At 35.1% G+C, this 17,341-nt stretch carries 14 protein-coding genes; all 14 read right to left on the minus strand.

What is annotated here, in order from left to right:
- Nucleotides 1–24 precede the first annotated feature (24 nt).
- The gene (locus ACFX40_RS03240; protein WP_170943804.1) at nt 25–177 is read right to left on the minus strand and encodes a hypothetical protein; all 153 of its coding nucleotides are present in this window, start codon (nt 175–177) and stop codon (nt 25–27) included.
- A 20-nt stretch (nt 178–197) separates the two neighbouring features.
- Nucleotides 198–965: a tyrosine-protein phosphatase gene (locus ACFX40_RS03245; protein WP_377254059.1), complete on the minus strand. Its 768-nt coding sequence runs from the start codon at nt 963–965 to the stop codon at nt 198–200.
- Between the two features lie 339 nt (nt 966–1,304).
- Complete coding sequence (locus tag ACFX40_RS03250) at nt 1,305–2,027, minus strand: DUF6270 domain-containing protein (RefSeq protein ID WP_377254061.1); 723 nt, start codon at nt 2,025–2,027, stop codon at nt 1,305–1,307.
- A gap of 17 nt (nt 2,028–2,044) precedes the next feature.
- Entirely contained in the window at nt 2,045–3,652 is a 1,608-nt protein-coding gene (locus ACFX40_RS03255; protein WP_377254063.1) for a glycosyltransferase family 4 protein, read from the minus strand.
- Between the two features lie 15 nt (nt 3,653–3,667).
- Nucleotides 3,668–6,328 carry a CgeB family protein gene (locus tag ACFX40_RS03260; RefSeq protein WP_377254065.1) on the minus strand — a complete coding sequence of 887 codons (2,661 nt, stop codon included), beginning with the start codon at nt 6,326–6,328 and terminating at the stop codon, nt 3,668–3,670.
- A 49-nt stretch (nt 6,329–6,377) separates the two neighbouring features.
- The gene (locus ACFX40_RS03265) at nt 6,378–7,277 is read right to left on the minus strand and encodes a coiled-coil domain-containing protein (RefSeq protein ID WP_377254067.1); all 900 of its coding nucleotides are present in this window, start codon (nt 7,275–7,277) and stop codon (nt 6,378–6,380) included.
- A 225-nt stretch (nt 7,278–7,502) separates the two neighbouring features.
- The gene (locus ACFX40_RS03270) at nt 7,503–8,213 is read right to left on the minus strand and encodes a CpsD/CapB family tyrosine-protein kinase (RefSeq protein WP_226701041.1); all 711 of its coding nucleotides are present in this window, start codon (nt 8,211–8,213) and stop codon (nt 7,503–7,505) included.
- The gene (locus ACFX40_RS03275) at nt 8,203–8,955 is read right to left on the minus strand and encodes a YveK family protein (RefSeq protein ID WP_377254069.1); all 753 of its coding nucleotides are present in this window, start codon (nt 8,953–8,955) and stop codon (nt 8,203–8,205) included. Before ACFX40_RS03275 ends, ACFX40_RS03270 begins: the two co-directional genes overlap by 11 nt.
- A 203-nt stretch (nt 8,956–9,158) precedes the next feature.
- On the minus strand, nt 9,159–10,169 hold the full coding sequence (gene manA, locus ACFX40_RS03280; protein WP_377254071.1) for a mannose-6-phosphate isomerase, class I: 1,011 nt from the start codon (nt 10,167–10,169) through the stop codon (nt 9,159–9,161).
- A 17-nt stretch (nt 10,170–10,186) separates the two neighbouring features.
- On the minus strand, nt 10,187–11,269 hold the full coding sequence (locus ACFX40_RS03285; protein WP_377254073.1) for a glycosyltransferase: 1,083 nt from the start codon (nt 11,267–11,269) through the stop codon (nt 10,187–10,189).
- A gap of 66 nt (nt 11,270–11,335) precedes the next feature.
- Entirely contained in the window at nt 11,336–12,724 is a 1,389-nt protein-coding gene (locus tag ACFX40_RS03290) for a sugar phosphate nucleotidyltransferase (protein ID WP_367077433.1), read from the minus strand.
- Nucleotides 12,725–12,812: 88 nt separating this feature from the next.
- Nucleotides 12,813–14,138 carry a UDP-glucose dehydrogenase family protein gene (locus ACFX40_RS03295; RefSeq protein ID WP_377254075.1) on the minus strand — a complete coding sequence of 442 codons (1,326 nt, stop codon included), beginning with the start codon at nt 14,136–14,138 and terminating at the stop codon, nt 12,813–12,815.
- Nucleotides 14,139–14,405: 267 nt separating this feature from the next.
- Nucleotides 14,406–15,797 (minus strand): flippase, encoded by a 1,392-nt coding sequence (locus ACFX40_RS03300; protein ID WP_377254077.1) that lies wholly within the window; start codon nt 15,795–15,797, stop codon nt 14,406–14,408.
- A 347-nt stretch (nt 15,798–16,144) separates the two neighbouring features.
- A complete protein-coding gene (locus ACFX40_RS03305) occupies nt 16,145–17,329 on the minus strand; it encodes a glycosyltransferase family protein (RefSeq protein ID WP_377254079.1) in 1,185 nt (394 codons plus the stop codon).
- Between the last annotated feature and the right edge of the window lie 12 nt (nt 17,330–17,341).

Here is a 17,341-nt window from a genome sequence, read left to right on the forward strand (position 1 = left end):
ACTAGCTTCTAGTTTACTAGAAGCTTAGTTATTTCGTTTATAAAATTCCTGCTCTTTTTTATCTATTGCTTCCATCAAATACCTTTTTAAGACAAGAAGCTGATCATAAGAAGCGTCTTGACTAATGTACCGGACAGTTTTTTTTACTGTTTTAGGTAATGTATCAAAAGTTTTCATTTCTCTCACCTATCTGACTTCTAAAAAATCCCTAAAATTTTTTTCCTCTTTACTCTTTCTGGAGGCTCTTTAAAACACATTTGCCCTTTTATGACGTACTCAGCATTTTCTAAAAAAGCGTAAATCATTTCTCTTCCATTTTCTTTTTCAATGCTCTCTAAAGCTTCCTGCATATGAAAAGAACGTCCATCAAGATTATGCGCATCCGACGAAACAAAATGAACAAGGTTAGCGTCTATTAACTGATGAGAAAATTTCTTTATTTTTTTTCCAAATCGTCCCGTTACACTAGAAGCCGTTACTTGAGCCAATGCACCTTTACTGATTAAATTATAAAGAAGCTCTGGCTCTTCTATCAATCGACTGTTTCGTTCAGGATGAACAATGATGGGAACAATTCCTTTAGACTGAATATCAAATAAAAGTCGCTCGGTGTAATAAGGGACTTGGCTAGAAGGCAATTCTATAAATATATATTTGCCAGTATCATTTAAAGTTAATATTTTGGAATCTTGATAATCTTCCAAAATTTCGCCATAAATTCTATTTTCCTGACCTGGTAATACGGTTAAAGGGATATCTTCTTTAACAAGTAATTCATTTAGGTCGTTCACTTTTTTCACAATAAGGTCTTTCTCATTTACATATCGGCCGTTTTGATGATGGGGTGTGGCTACAATTTGGGTGATTCCTTCTGAAACAGCTTTTCTAGCCATCGCTATGCTCATTTCATCACTTCGAGAACCATCATCAATATTAGCTAAAATATGACAATGTAAGTCAATCATTAACTTTCACCCTATCCTTCTTAAGACCTAATAAAAGCAATACTTATGTTAGCATATTATGACATGTATTTCTATGTCTTTTTTTGTCGAATTTTCCTCTTCAGAGTCTATTGTCATTTTTTTAGAATATTATAAACAAATCTATCTATTTCAATCTACCCGCTGTTTGAGGCTTAAAAAGCGCTTTTTAAGCCTGGTTAAACTACATTTTAACGACAAATTTAAGATTAACTCTTTTATTCAACGTTTTAATTTACCATAAAATACTTATGTCTTTTTGCATATTTTCACCTGAGAAACTATATCTTTTCTCCTTGTTATGAATATATCTTATAGTACTTATTGACATATCTTATTTAACTGTTCAATGAATACTTGATAATATTTTTCCTCGTAATGAAATGGAGAAAGCCCCCACTTGTTAGATTCATCAGCATGATACTGATCATTTAAATCGATTACGTGAATGCCTGGAAAATTCTCTTGGAAGAATTCATAGTAACCATCTATTTTGTCGTTGTTCCGCTTGATCCAGTAATGCTCTTTAAACGTTTGCTCTTCTCCATTTTTGTCAATGTAAGAATATCGCCAAAGAGCTTTGTGCAGTATGATTTGTTTAGGATTAAATCTGCCTTTTAAATCTTCAATCAGCTGCAAAGCACTTTTTTTCCACAGTTCGTTAATTTCTTCTTTGTTTAACGCACTTGTCTCATATTGAATTTGTTCATTCACATTTGAATGAACAAATTCATTTGAACGTGTAATATAGCTGCCGTTTCTTTCAAGCACTTCCATTCGTTCGTCAATAAAATCAATAAGAAGATAGTCTGCTTCCGTTTCTTTTATGTAACGTGGAAAATATTTCGTGAGATCGTAGTACACCATCTCTTTTTGAAAATCTGAAGCTAACTGAATGTCTTCTCTTTTAATATCAACTTTAGGTGAATAGAGACTAATGAGAGAAGAACGGGCAAAATACGTCTCCAGCGTATACTGGCTTTCTTCTGTGAACTCTAAAGCATCTCTTGTCACACAGCTTCCTAAAATATCAAGTTTCTTCATTATTTACTCCCTCTCTATCAACCCAGAATTTCAGTTAATTCTTGATCAATAATTTTATGAATACTGCACTGCTCTCTCATACGCTGAGCTGCATTTGCTGACTTTCTCGTAAACTCTTTTGGGTGATGATAAAGATAATCAATGCTCTCAGCAAGTCCTTCAGCATCTTCTCGTGCTGCTAAGAATCCACAATCGTTGTTCACAAACTCAGGGATAGCAGTTACACCGTTCGTTATAGGAATTAATCCACTCGACATCGATTCACACATAGAAACACCTTGCGCATCTAAACGAGTTGGACATAGAAATAGGCCATGTTCTTTATGAATAGTTGCTATTTCTACCTGAGGAAGAAAATGGTTATGAATATGAACATTGCTAAAAGAACGAATAGGTTCCAAGATTTCGTCAAACAATGCTCCTTGACCGTAAATATTAAACTCTAACTCATTAAAATAAGGTTTTGTAGATAAGCTTAAAATAGCCTTCACTGAAAGGTCGTTTGCATATTTATGAGATGCAAATGGTCGAATACTCAATATTTTTTTACGCTGCTCGGGATCTTTTTTCACATAGTTAAATAGCTGATCATCTACTACGTTATGAATAATAGAGTAGTTTTTAACAAATGCATTTGTATCACTTTCTGCAACTGCTTCTTTAAACCATTTCGAAACAAAGATGAATTTAATATTTAACGTTGTGCTCTCATAGACAGATTTCATAAAATCTGTTCGTTTTTTATTCTCTTTAATAGAAGCAAGCGCTTTTTCCAGACTGCTTGAATCATTGGTAAAGTTAAACCATCTTCTATACCACTTCTCTGTTTCTACTCCATGAATCCAGACAAGAATCGGCGTCTGTTTTACGCTGCTGGCTTCAATTGCTTCCATCATATGCTGATCAACAAAATGAATTAAAATCTTCTTGTATTTTTTCTCATTTAATACATTAGTTAATTCTTTCTGACCACCTGTTAAAACAGAGATATTTTCAAAGTGATAATAGCCTAATGCTTTTTCTTTTATGTTTAATCTGAATACATCCACGTTCAAATTGTGCTGTTCATATAATTCCGCTCTTCTATGAACAAACATATTTCGATAGAGGTTATTTTTTTCAGGATAAACGTTCGTTAAAACAAGATATTCTGCTTCTTGATTGTTACGATAAATAGCTTGCTCTACTTCCACTAGCTCTGCTGAGAAAGCAGACAAGCTAATTTCTCTAATTTTTGCTTGTCCGCTCCCGCTTACGCGTAATTTTACTTTTGCTTTTTCTGTACCGTCAGGGAAGGTAATCGTTTTACTAATATCCAATCCAATTTGCTCAGTTAATACACTTTTTCCATTGACTAGACCTGATACAATAAGCTGGACATCCAAACTATCTGACGTATCTCCTTGAATAGTAGCGATATACGTATTGTCAGCACTAACGTCTACTTCTAAATCTTCACCGTAAGAAATAAATGTATGACTAGCTTCTTCCTTTACTTTTTTCACATTAATAATCAACTCTTGCTCTATACGCTTTGACTCAAACGTAAAGCTATTTTGTTTACCGTACACCCACTGGTCTTCAAATTTCAGAACCTCGGTAGGTGTTAAAGAAAATGTCTTCATTATATAACTCCCGTCTTAAATATTCACCAAGTCATTTAATTGCTTTTTAGCCTGTTTAGGAACTTTTTTGAGATTTCGAACAAAGTTATAACTATCTATAGAAAAAAGTCGGTATCCTTTTGCAAATAGAAAATCAACTGAACCTTTCAAACGGAAAAGCTCTACTAATTCATCCATGCTTACTTGACGTAAAACCTCTGATTTTAGCATACAAGAATCAATATTTAACTCATTTGTGTAGACATGTCTCTTATCGACGTATGATAATGTAAACTGCTGATTTTCATACGTATAATAGCTGCCTTTTCCAATTGCTTCACTCGTTGTATATTTTGTAGCTAATGCTAAATCCATTAAATAATGTTCTCCGTAAAAGTTAGATGAATCAAAATAAGCAACATAGCCGGACTGGTCTTGAAGCGATAACTGCTTAAATTCATCTTCTGTTACACAAACAGCATTCGTTTTCTCCAGATCCGCTTTCAGCTGTTCGTAAGTGAAAGGCTTTGTTTGAATAAACGTTAGCTTTTTGTGATCATATGACTGCTCGGTAAACATATCTAAAACGCGTCTCATCTCACTGCTATTTTCTACTAAGCTATATACATGAGTCATGGTAGACGTCGCTTCTAAGTCAAAGCCAGCTTGGTTGAACACATACTCTAAGCGATTCTCATAAGTATGATGCTGCAGCACGTTTCGTAGGCCTTGATGAGCTCTGCGTCTGTAATAAGCCTCATCATGTAACAGCTTGTCGAATTCTTTTTCAAACTCCTGCTCCGTCGTTCCCATAAACACGATATCATTAAAAATATTTTCAATTCCCGTTGAATAGGTACTTACAACTGGTGTATTGGAAGCTAAGCATTCAAATACACGTCGTGAAAACATTGTTGGTGAATCTACAACACTATTTACATTCAAAGCAACTTTATAGCCTTTATACGCTTTGTCAATTTCAGACGGCTTTAAGCTGTTTGTTGTATACTGTCGCAAGTGCTCTGGAAAATAAAATTCAATTAAATTCTTTCCGTAATTTCTGTCATAGATTGTTAAATTATAATGTGCAGCCGATTCTAACAGCATATTCATATCTCTTTGACGCTCGAGATATTTAACCGCGTAATAAGAACCAGCAAAGCTAATTCCATTTTCGCGTTTATATAGCTCCACCGGATTATGGATAGAAGGCTGAGCCGCAAACGGAAGAGCAGCTACGTTCTTATGGTTAGCTCTTTTTTGATAATTCTCCACTGAATTTTGATCCGTTGTAAAAATGTAATCAAAATGCTTTGCGATATCTACAAATGCGTTAAAATGAACAGGGTCTTCTTTATTCCAGAAAATTGTTGGAATTTCGTTTTCTTTACACCAGTTAATGAGTTCAAAAAGATCTAAATTACTTTTACCGTTCCCTTTAGCTACTTTCCTCGTCCATCTTCCTCCGTTACCGTGCCATGCAGATTCCACAAAAAGAGCGTGAGGTCGATTAATCGTAAATTGTGCTTTCCAATCATCTGGTCCAAACGTAATCAAGTCACATTCCGGCTTCAAGCACTGCATCGTGAAATCATCACAAATCACGGCTAATTTAACATCCTTTAATTTCTTAGGGATATCAAAGCCTAGCTGACGAAGGTGTGTATGAGACAAGAAATTGTTTTCTCGTTTTCTCTTAATCTCAATTTCTTCAATCTCTGCAAAACCTTTGCCAAAAAATTTAACCGCAAGGCGACAAGACACAACCGAAGAATCAAGCTGAATCGACTTTGTTTCATTTAAATTTAATACTTCGACTTGCTCTTTTGTTCCTTTTTCTGAATAGAAAATAAGGAAAAAGTGAACGCCTGCTGTATCTTGTTTATTTCCTTTTACCGTCGCTTCATATCGGTATTCAGAATTAACTTCCAGTGGAAACTTCATGGACTTTTGGCCAAAGTTAATATTTTGTTCTCTGTACGAAATATACTGATACTCATTTTCTTCAAAATCGAAATCCGCATAAATGCTGTTAGGAGAAACCGTGACTTTTGCTGTATTTTTTGCTTCAGGAACAAACCACTTCTCATTAAACATTTCGTTAGAAGTAATAACTTGTTGCCATTTGTATTCTTCTAAATTAATTGATTCTTTTTTTGGCTGTACAGAAGGTGAAACTGTCTCTAAAATTGTATTTAATTCAACAAATTGAACTTGTTGAATCACAGAACTTCCTTTTCCGATAAAACGAATGGCTATCCGAAATGAATCGGCGTCTTTTTCTGTTTCAATCGTTTGGCTGCGATTCAAATGAACCGACTGGATATTGACTTTCTTTTGATTTTTGTACGAAATCACAAATAAATTTATTTTTACATGTTCATCTGTGAGACCGTTAAAATTAACAAAATATTTTTGATCAGGCTCTAATTGACAGTCATACATGGGACCTGTACTAAAGTTTGTATTCTCTTCTAAATACGCAATGTAAAAAGAATCCCTCTTACTCATCGTATGATCTACATACAGTGAGTTCGCTTCATTCGCCACTGTTACGTTTTCCGTATGTATGCTCCAATTTTCTTTATTCAAACTAAGTATATCTTTTGGATAGCTGTGTTTGGCTTTTAATAAGAAGTCCAAACTCTTCATTTCTACTCTATACTGGTTATATAAAGGCAAAAAACGATTACTCATGTGTTCCTCCACTCATACTCATTAAATAGACTTTGCTATTCATTCGTTTTTACTTATTTTTCATTTTCCAATATGAAACCGTAATTTTTCCTAATTTCGAGTTTTCTAAATTATATACGCGCTGCTCTAATTTTTCTTTTTCATCTCGAAGCTCAGCTACTTGATTATTCAGTTGCTCTTTTTCTTGCTTCATTTCGCTGATTTGTGTGTTAGCATTCGTTAACTGCTTTCTTAACGACTCTAACTCACTTTCTATATTCTTATTAGCAGCTTCTAACGTAAGCACATCTGTCTTCAAACGATCTTTTGCTTTTTTCATCACTTTCATTTCTTCATCTTGATGCTGAATTTCTTTTACTAGTGATTCATTTTGTTTCAAAGCTTCTTGATTCGCTTGTTTTAGTGACGTCACTTCCTTGGTGAGGGCTGTTCGTTCATTCACTGCCTTTGCATTTTCAGCTGTTAGTGCTGTCACTTCTTTCATCACGTTCTGTTTCTCTTCATTAACTGAAGCAAGCTTATGATTTAGCTGCTGTTTTTCTTCACTAACTGCTGCTAACTTATGGTTCATTTGCTGCGTTTCTTTTTGTAATTGCACCGCTCGCTGCTGCTCTTTTTTCTCATTTTCTTTTAACACCGCGATCAGTTTATCTGTTTCTTTTTTCATCGCATGCAAATGCTTTAAGTCAGCTGCTGCTTTTTCATATTTCTGTTTATACAGAGAATCATGATTTAAGTGCATCAATAATCCTTTGTTTTTTTCAGAGAATAAGTCTTCTTGGTTTTTCATATCTTTCAAAATAAATTCAAGGATTTCTGTAAACTCCTGCTCTAATGCTTCTTTTTCGTTGATTAATTTTTGAATAATAAGATCTTTTTCTTCATCCTTATGTAAATAAGCTGCTGAATGGTCAGCTTCTTTTGCTTTATTCATTGTCTTGGTGGACATGTTGAATAACTCCTCCTCTGTTAGCTATTAAGCTTCATAGAAAAAAATAGTTTTTCTTCTAATTATCTACAAATATACTACGTAGATTCTATCATGAAACGTGAATGCTATAAATATATTTTACTAATAAACCTTTTGTTTGTGGTTCAAAACACCTACACTCTATAAAAATAAACGCAAAAAAAGCGCCTCTCTAGTTCGAACTAGAGAGGCGCTGGTTACTAACTAGTTTTGACCATAGTAGTAATAATAATTACCTTCTTCTACTTTGCGGTTATTTAACACAACCCCAAGCAGTTTGCCTTTTGCATTACTTAGCAGCTCTTTCGATTTTAACGCAGCGTCTTTCTCTGTTTTACCGCTGCTGACTACTAAAATTGTGCCGTCTACTTGATTCGCTAAAATCTGCGCATCGGCCACGGCTAAAATCGGAGGCGTATCAAAAATAATCATATCGAACTGTTTCTTCATTTCTTTTAACAACTCTGTCATCTGAGCAGATGCTAACAGTTCAGATGGATTCGGCGGAATGGGACCGCTTGTTAGAACAGAAAGATGAGGAATTTCTGATTCTTGAACCGCTTGCGCTAACGTAGATTGACGAGTTAATACATTCGTAAGGCCAATGTGGTTTTCTAAGCGGAATGTGTAATGACCCGTTGGTTTACGTAAATCAGCGTCAATTAGTAATACGTTTAAACCTTGCTGTGCATAAACCGTTGCTAGATTAGAAGAAGTCGTAGACTTTCCTTCTTCTGCTCCGCTTGATGTTAAGACAATCGTTTTAATATCTTGATCAACGTTTGAAAACTGGATATTTGTACGAATCGTACGATACTGTTCTGCTACCGGATCTTTTGGACTGTTATGAGCAAGCAAACGTCTTTTCAACGTTAACATTTTATCATTTTTTTGAGCTTTGTTTTTACGAGCCATACGTTTCACCTCTTTGCGTTACGCGAGCAGCTACATCTGGTCGCGATACGTTTGTTGGCTTAGGCACATCTTTAATATTCGTCACAACTCCAATTACGGGAAGATCTAGAATATTTTCAATATCTTGCTCCGTTTTTAACGTGTTGTCTAAGTACTCAAGTAAGAATGACAGCCCGATACCTACCATTAAACCGACCACTACCGCAATCGCAATATTTAAAAGCGGCTGAGGTTTGATTGGGCTAGCACTTTCACCAACCGTTGCTTTTGACAGCACTTTAACATTGTCTACATTCATAAGTTTAGGCACTTGTTTTTGAAAAACAGAAGCCGTTGTATTCGCAATTTGAGCTGCACGTTTTGCACTTGTATCTTGTACGACAATCTGTGCTACCTGCGAATCCTGTGCGCTTGTTACTTGAATTTGACCGCTTAGGGATTGAGCAGACGTATTCATTTTTAACTCTTTGACCACTTTATCTAAAATAGCCGGGCTTGTAATAATGTCATTGTACGTGTTAATAAGCTGTACGTTTGTTTGAACAGCTTGATTACTATATAACTGCTGATCATTTTTCGCTTGATTGACTAAAATTTGTGTTTTGGATTCATACACAGGCGTTAGCACAAAAAAGCTAATCACTCCACTTACGGTTGCAGCGATAATTGTAATCAGTACAATAAGCCAAAGACGCTTACGAAGCACTGCAAACAACTCTCGCAAACTAATTGTCTCTTCCATAGTTGACCTCCGAACTTAGTAACTTCTAAAAATTCAATATACTGTTCATTATAGTTGACAAAAGATTCTTTTACTATGTTCTTTTGTAAATTAAATGAAATATTGACAGTTCTTATTTTTTCTTTCTATCTTTATATCGACATAGCATGTAAAATTTTTATACTTTTCATGATAAATGATCTATTAAGTTCTTACACAATCCGTTAGATCCTCGCCATATCTCCCGAAACATTTGCAGCTTCGTACATACGCTGACTCTTCTCATTTGGATGAGAAGCAATAACTTCGAGCTGGCCCGTTAAAGTAAATGCTTCAATCGAACTTGGCAAAATAAAATGATCTCCTTTTCGCAGGGGAAATTCTCCTTCTTCTGTCCAAAGCGTTCCGTTTCCTTCAATGACACTTCCTAATGTAAAGTGCTGCGTTTGAACTAACTCAAGGGAAGACTGTATCTCCCATTTATAGACCGAAAAATAATCTTCTTCTAAAAAAGTAGTGATGGTGCCGCCTTTTTCTTGAATACTAATAGGCTCTATATGCGACGCAGTATGAGGAATAGTTGTCACATCAATTGCTTTTTCTAAGTGAAGTTCTCGCAGCTTTCCTTCTTGTCCGAGGCGATTGTAGTCATATACACGATACGTTGTATCTGAACTTTGCTGAGTTTCAAGAACGAGAGTTCCTTCACAAAGAGCATGCAGCGTACCGCTTGGAACATAGAAAAAATCACCGGGCTTGATTTTTACACGCTGTAATAAATCATTCCAGTGACCTTCGTTTACCAGCTGCATAAATTCTTCTTTACTTTGTGCACGGTGACCAAAAATCATTGTTGCACCTTCTTTACAGTCTAAGATGTACCAACATTCTGTTTTTCCAAGCTCACCATTTTCGAACTCCTGCGCATACTCATCACCTGGATGCACCTGAATGGATAAATCATCATTGGCATCTAAAATTTTTGTTAAAAGCGGAAAGCAAGGGCTGTTAAAATGCCCAAATATCTCTGGATGCTCATCCCAAAGCTCACCTAGCGTTTTGCCGGCATAATAACCTTCTCGAACTGTATTCGGACCGTTTGGATGAGCTGAAATCGCCCAGCACTCGCCCGTCTGAGCAGAAGGTATACGATACCCGTACTGACTCTCCAACTCCGTTCCACCCCAGATACGTTCTTGAAATAGAGGCGCTAAAAAAATAGGTGCTTTTTTCATCGTTTTGAATGAACTCCTTACTTACTGTTTATTTTTTTATTGATTTCTTCGGCAATATGCATCACTTCATTTTTATAGCGATTGATTTGCTGCCGCCTGCATGTCTCAATAAGCGAAGGAGTTACTACTAAACTTTCTAGCTCTTTCCACTCTATTAAGTCGCATAGCTGATGACGAACTAAATAATCAATCGTATGACGATCTTCTTTCATGCTGCTGCGATTTGTAATCAATAGCGGCACACCAGCGCAAACCGCTTCACTGATCGTCCCCCAGCCTGCTTTTGTTAAAACAAGATCAGCTGCCGCTACATAGTGCTGCGTTTCTGTTTCCTCTTGAGGAATTTTATATACATTGGAATGAGTAACATCAACATTCGATGAAACGATAAACTTGCAGTTTGGACTTTGCCAAATAGGCAAGTCCGACAACGTTCCAATATCTACTTTCATCCCCAGGCCGAAGTAGATGATGTGACTCTCACCTTCAGGATCAATCTCTTTACGAATACGCTGTACTTCAGAATCGTTTATTTCTCTTGAATAAAAACCAAAGCTTTGATTTTCTTTGATACCCCAATGCGGCTCATCACTGCATGCTAGCGAAAACTGATACGTCATCTGCTTATAACGTTTTTCTAAAAATTCCAGCGATAGCTCTCCAATTAACCCTTCGTATGCTGTAAACCAAGTGAAATTTGATATTCCTAAAGAAGGCAGGTTTAATAGATAGGCACCTGCGATCCCTAACGGAGAAATATCCGAAATCACAAATGAAACATTGGCTACTTTCATAAATCTCTTTTCATACATAAGCTTTGTATGAAAGCTTGAGACGTAAGAAGCAACTTTATGGTTTAACAAATCAGCGTCTGGTTCTAGAGAATTTTCTTTTAGGACGTAGCCCACATCCGTTAAAATCTCTCGAAACCTTACACGATGTTCATATTTAAAAGATTGTCTAAGAAACTCAATCGCAAATGAATGACAAATAATAATTTCTATTTGTTCATTTTGCTTTAATAATTGACGAATAATGGCCGTGCTTCTAGTCGCATGACCATATCCGTAGTCTGAAATATAATAGGCAATTGTTTTCAACCAGAAGCACCTCCTCATTAGTTACATAAAAAATAGAAGCTTTTACTTTATCTAAGCTTCTATCCCTTATAAAATCACCTGCGGTCTTGATGATTGGAATTGTTTGATCACATCATTCCAATCATAAATAAGACGAATAGTATCTTCGTTTGAAATCACTTTTCCCGTTTGGACTTCAATAAATTCAAGGTCAGTTAACGCATGAATTCCGTGCTTTTTGCCAGCAGGCAAGTGAATAATATCTCCTGCTTTTACGCGGCGGATGTAATCATCAAGCGCAAGCTCTCCTTCTCCGCGTACAATCGTCCATACTTCATCACGTAAGTTATGATAGTGATACGTCGAGTTCTTTCCTTTCGAAATATGAATACGTTTTGTAACCATTTCAGTTTCTTCATCATACTTCGCATAATCTAACACGCGTGACCAGCCCCAAAGGCGCTCTTCATACATTGGAGGATAGTTCCAGTCACCAATAATTTCTTTAATCTTAGGACTAGATGCTTTATCCGCAACTAAAATTCCGTCTGGACTAGCCGCAACAACTACATCTTTCACGCCTAACACCGTAACCGGAATATCTAATTCATTTACTAAATGCGTATTATCTGAGTCATCCGTTAACACACCTTTTCCAATTTGAGACGTTGCCATTTCTTCCGTTAACGTATTCCACGTGCCGAGATCTTTCCAGTACCCATCATACGGAAGCGCGACAATATGACTTGCCTTTTCCACCACTTCATAATCAAAACTAATTTTAGGCAATGTTGTATATTCTTTATGCAGCGTTTCAAATTGAAGCGGGAGGTTTTTTTCTTGTAAAATTTGAAGCAAATAACCTAAGCGAAATGCAAAAACGCCACAGTTCCAAAGCGCACGCTGATTAATTAATCCAACAGCTGCTTCTTCACTCGGCTTTTCTGTAAAACAATTCACTGTAAAATAACTGTCCTCTTGTACCTTTCCTTCCGGCACGATGTACCCGTACTTAGATGAAGGATACGTAGGTGTGACACCCATTAACGCTAAATCTGCTTTTGAATCACGAAGCACACTTTCTAAATCTTTTACACGTTCAAAAAATCCGTCTTCCACATACGGATCTACCGGCAGCACCACAACAATTTCATCTTCAGATGCTTGCTCTTCAGAATGAAGATATGAAGCAGCTAAAGCAATCGCTGGAAACGTGTCCCGGCGCTCAGGCTCGATAATTAGCGGAATGTCGGTGCCAACCTGACTTCGAATCATATCACGCTGAAGCTTAGACGTCGCAATAACTGTTGATTCATTTAACCCAACCGTTTCAATTTGATTCCAGACGCGCTGAACCATCGACTCTTTCTGTCCGCTTCGCCCTTCTAATACCTTTAAAAACTGCTTCGAACGCGTATCATTTGATAATGGCCATAGACGCTTACCAGATCCACCCGATAACAACACAAGTTTCATTTATTTCCCTCCAATAAAAAAAGACCTGCTTCAATGCAGCTCTTGCGTTTAGTTTATTTTAAATTAATTTCATTTCAGAATTACATCATTAAATTAATGAAACTTCTAAGTTATGAATCGTCTCTCTGCCAATAGAGTCGTACACCATAGTTGCACTTTTTACACTTTCCAAGTCATAGCAATTTCTACCGTCAATAACAATTGGATTTTTCATTAATTTGCTGTAATTTGCTAAATCAAAGTGTTTTACTTGATCCCATTCTGTAAAGATAAAGCAAACATCCGCATCTTTAAGCGTTTCTTCAATTGAATAACAGTACGTCACATCTTCCGGATGTACTTTCTTAAAATTATCAATGCCAATCGGGTCCCAAGCCTTAACATTTGCTCCGTCTTCTAACATAAGCGGAATGTTTACAAGCGTAGGTGCTTCTCGTAAATCATCCGTTCCTGGTTTAAACGTTAGTCCTAGAACGGCTACATTTAATCCTTTTAAACTATCAAAGTACTTGCGGGATTTTTTAATAAGCTTGAGCTTTTGATTTTCATTTACATCAATCGCAGCTTTTACCGTCTTTAACTCGTAATCATGGAAGTTCGCCAGCCAGTGCAAAGCTTTGGTATCTTTCGGAAAACAAGACCCTCCGTAACCAATTCCCGCATTTAAAAACTTATTTCCAATACGACCGTCATACCCCATACCAAGCGCCACATCTTCAATGTCTGCACCAATAATCTCACAGAGATTCGCAATTTCATTAATAAACGATATCTTTAACGCTAAAAAGTCATTAGATGCATACTTAATCATCTCAGCACTTTTTCTGTTTGTTACAACGATGGGAGAGTCAAAGTTTTGATACACTTCTTTTAATACATCACCGGCAACCTCTTCTTCTACTCCAATTACAATTCGAGAAGTATGCAGCGTATCTCTTACAGCTGTCCCTTGAGATAAAAACTCTGGATTCGAAGCGACGTATACATTCACATCGTGTTTTAATTGAGTTTTAATCAAGCTTTCGATTTTATCATTCGTACCAATTGGCACTGTGGATTTCACTACTACTACGCAGTCTTTTTCAATGCTAGAAGCGATTTGCTCCGCTACCCCATACACGTAACTCAAATTTGCTGAGCCATCAGACTTTTCCGGAGTACCAACACCTATAAAAATAACGTCTGCATCTTTATAAGCCGACTGATAGTCTGTGGTAAAATGCAAACGTTCCATATTATTATTCATTAACTCTTCAAGACCTGGTTCATAAATAGGAGAAATTCCTGATTCCATTAATGCTACCTTTTTATTATCTATGTCTACACATGTAATAGAATGTCCATGTTCTGCAAGACAGACACCCGTTACTAAACCTACATATCCGGTTCCAGCTACTGCAATTTTCACACTCATTCCCCCTTGTACAATAACAATTTTTAGTTTCTTTTGCTTAATTAATTATGAAACATCCTGCTTAAAGTTATAAATAAATTTTAACGAGCTTACTTAATAAAAGCTAAATTTACTGCCCCTCTAGTCAACATTCTTCATGAATATAACTTTTTTATCGTTATCATAATCGTAAAATAATCTACCTTATGATTTAATAAATTAACCTTTAACAAAAAAACTATTCTTTGGAAAAGAACTCGGCTCTCTTATATTCATGTATATTTTTATTTATGTTTTTCTTACATAATCACTTTCTTTAATTTGTTTAGTGTAACTATATACCATTAGAAAAGGACTAATTATTGCTTTAGTTTGCATTTTAAACACAGGACGAACCTTAGGGTAAAGTGCATTAGCAAAATAGGACGCAATTGCCTGAGAAATCAAAGTTGTAAATGATGCACCAATTGCTCCATAGTTAGGGATAAGTAGCATATTCAAAATAATATTTACAATTCCACCTAGAGCTGTTGATGCAAACGAAAATTTTGTGAGGTTTTCATTAATTAAATATGGATTACGAGCAACACCTAAAAATACAAATATAGACGCCCATATATGGATTGATAAAACGGTTGCTGATTCTGTATAACCATCTCCATATAAGATTCTAATGACTATCGGTGCAACAAAAGTAACAGGTATGCTTATAACGATAGCAATAGAAGCAAGTATATTCATTAATGTTTGTATTTTTTTATAGTAATTAATATAATCTCTTTTATTAAATGATTCTGAAATAGTAGGTGCAAAAGAAACCATCAATATAGTTGGTATAAAGTACCAACACTCTGACAATCTAGTAGCAGCTGTAAATATCCCTACAGCTTCATCATTTAAAATATTACCTAGCATAATTTGATCGACTTTCATATAGATAATAATAGTCATTCCTGATAGAATAAGTGGCCAGCTATCCTTTAGCAAGTCTTTCATAATATTCAAATCGAGTTTCCATTTAAGTACTGCTAATTTCTGCTTTTTATACATTACTAATAATAATATCGCCGAGACTAAACACTCAACAGCGGTAGCAACTGCGAAATATATTAAGTCTGCATTTAATACTATCAGTATAATCTTTAATATAGAACTAATAATGTAACTTGTACTTCTAGATATTGAAACAAATTTCGACTGAACTTGCGATTGAAACCAATAATCTATAACGTCTACAGATTGTAATATCACCCCCATGGATGTTATAGCTACTAGAGTTGTGGTAACCAAATCGGATGGTCTTAGCATAAAAGTAATTATAATAACTCCTATAATAGAAAGAGTACTAGCTATTAATTTCATCATAAATGCCGTACCTAATATTTTATCTCTATCTTTAATATTACGTATAATATTCCGCACAACAATATTATCTAATCCCAAGCTTGCAATTGGTGAAGCTAAAGCAACCATAGCCTGTGCATAACTTAAAATTCCAAATTGATGCGGACCTAAATAACGGGCAACCCAAACCCCTACAATTAATGCTACTCCCATTCTCAAAATACGTTCAAGAAATAACCAACTTGTATTAGTGATAACTTTTTTTAAGTTAAGACGTCCTTCTAGTTTCTGTATAACAAACGACGGTAATACTTTATTAATTTTTAATTTCATCATTTAAATCAACAACCTTACTATGTTGGTATTCAACAAAACTACTACTCATCTAAGTACTAATATTACACTACTGTATTCTCTTTACTTTCTTGACAGAAAGATCAATTGCAACAAATATTAAGAATATAACACATAGTCGGTTAACACGTACTTCTTATAAAACAAGCTAGCGAAACTCACCAAAATCAAATTCTATCTCTTCTAAATTCTTTTGTGATTCTTGACATTGATATCATCTAGAATATATTAAATTGGTATATTGATATATTTTCAGCTGTTTTAGATAGTATCTATATCCTTGCAATAAAACAACGAATTTTCGCAACAGTGCCAATTATATAAATAAACTAAAATTTAATTTTAGTTAAAATCCCTTTCTTTGTAATTAATTTCGTTAGAAATTTTATTTTAAATTTAACAATTTGGAGAAGAGTTTTCCAGTTAGGAAGAGTACGGTGAAAATATATCCACTTTAGCAATTCACTTTCATTCCTATTTTGCAACCTATCAGATGAAATATGATATAAGAAAATATTATGTCCTTCTATATCATAAGAGACATTCATTTCCATTGGCTTTAACTCTAAACCATAGGTTTTAATTATGGGTTCATTTAAAGTTCTCGTAGACAACACATAACTCCCTCGAAGAAATTTTCTTTTTGTTCCATACAAATCAACTATTAAATTACCATTATCTACTTTAAGAGAATTTGATATATTTAATGATTCAAAAAATGCATCATAAGCAACCGCATTTTTGTCTAGTGGTTGAAATTTATAAGCCTTTTTGAATGATTGTTCTAGTGGAACTTGAAATGTTGTAGATTTTGCAACTGCATGCTCTCCTTCCTCACTGAAGCATGTGGTAAGTGAATGATAAGGATATACAAAGAACTTTTCATTTTCAATACAGTACTTTACATGATATTTTAACCACGAAGTTTCCGGCCAATTTGAAACAGTTTCTGGAATTAAATAGTTATCAATAAAAGTATCATTCTTCAAGTACCACTGATAAAAATCATTCCATTGTTTACGCATCCAAATCTGCCCCCATGATTGGGCAAATTGCATAAAATAAACATCTGAATCACTGTTATATAAAGTCTCAAAAGGTGCATTAGCATTCACATTCCACATATGTTTGTATAAAGAGATACCAGCAATTCGGTCATCATCCTTGTAATATTTTATAGATTGTTTCATATAATTATAAAATCCACTACTTGGAAAAATATCATCTTCGAAAACAGAGATAGCCTCTAAATCAAATTCATTTAAATAATTTCCACATGTAAAAACATGTTTTCTTAAACCTAATCTCTCCGGAAAAGTTTTTATATATTTTTCCCCATGTAACCATTTGAATTTCTTTGCAAATTCCGCCAATGATTTCATACCACTATTATCCAAGCTAATAATTAATGTCACTTTGTCCTTGCCATAATAACATTTATTCAGCCTATTTAAAATTCGCTCTAAATTATTTAAACGATTATATCCTATTACCACAATTCCTAAATTCCCCATCGATATACGCCT

Origin of the sequence: Priestia sp. YIM B13552, assembly GCF_042787775.1 — a bacterium.
GTDB classification, from domain to species: domain Bacteria; phylum Bacillota; class Bacilli; order Bacillales; family Bacillaceae_H; genus Priestia; species Priestia megaterium_E.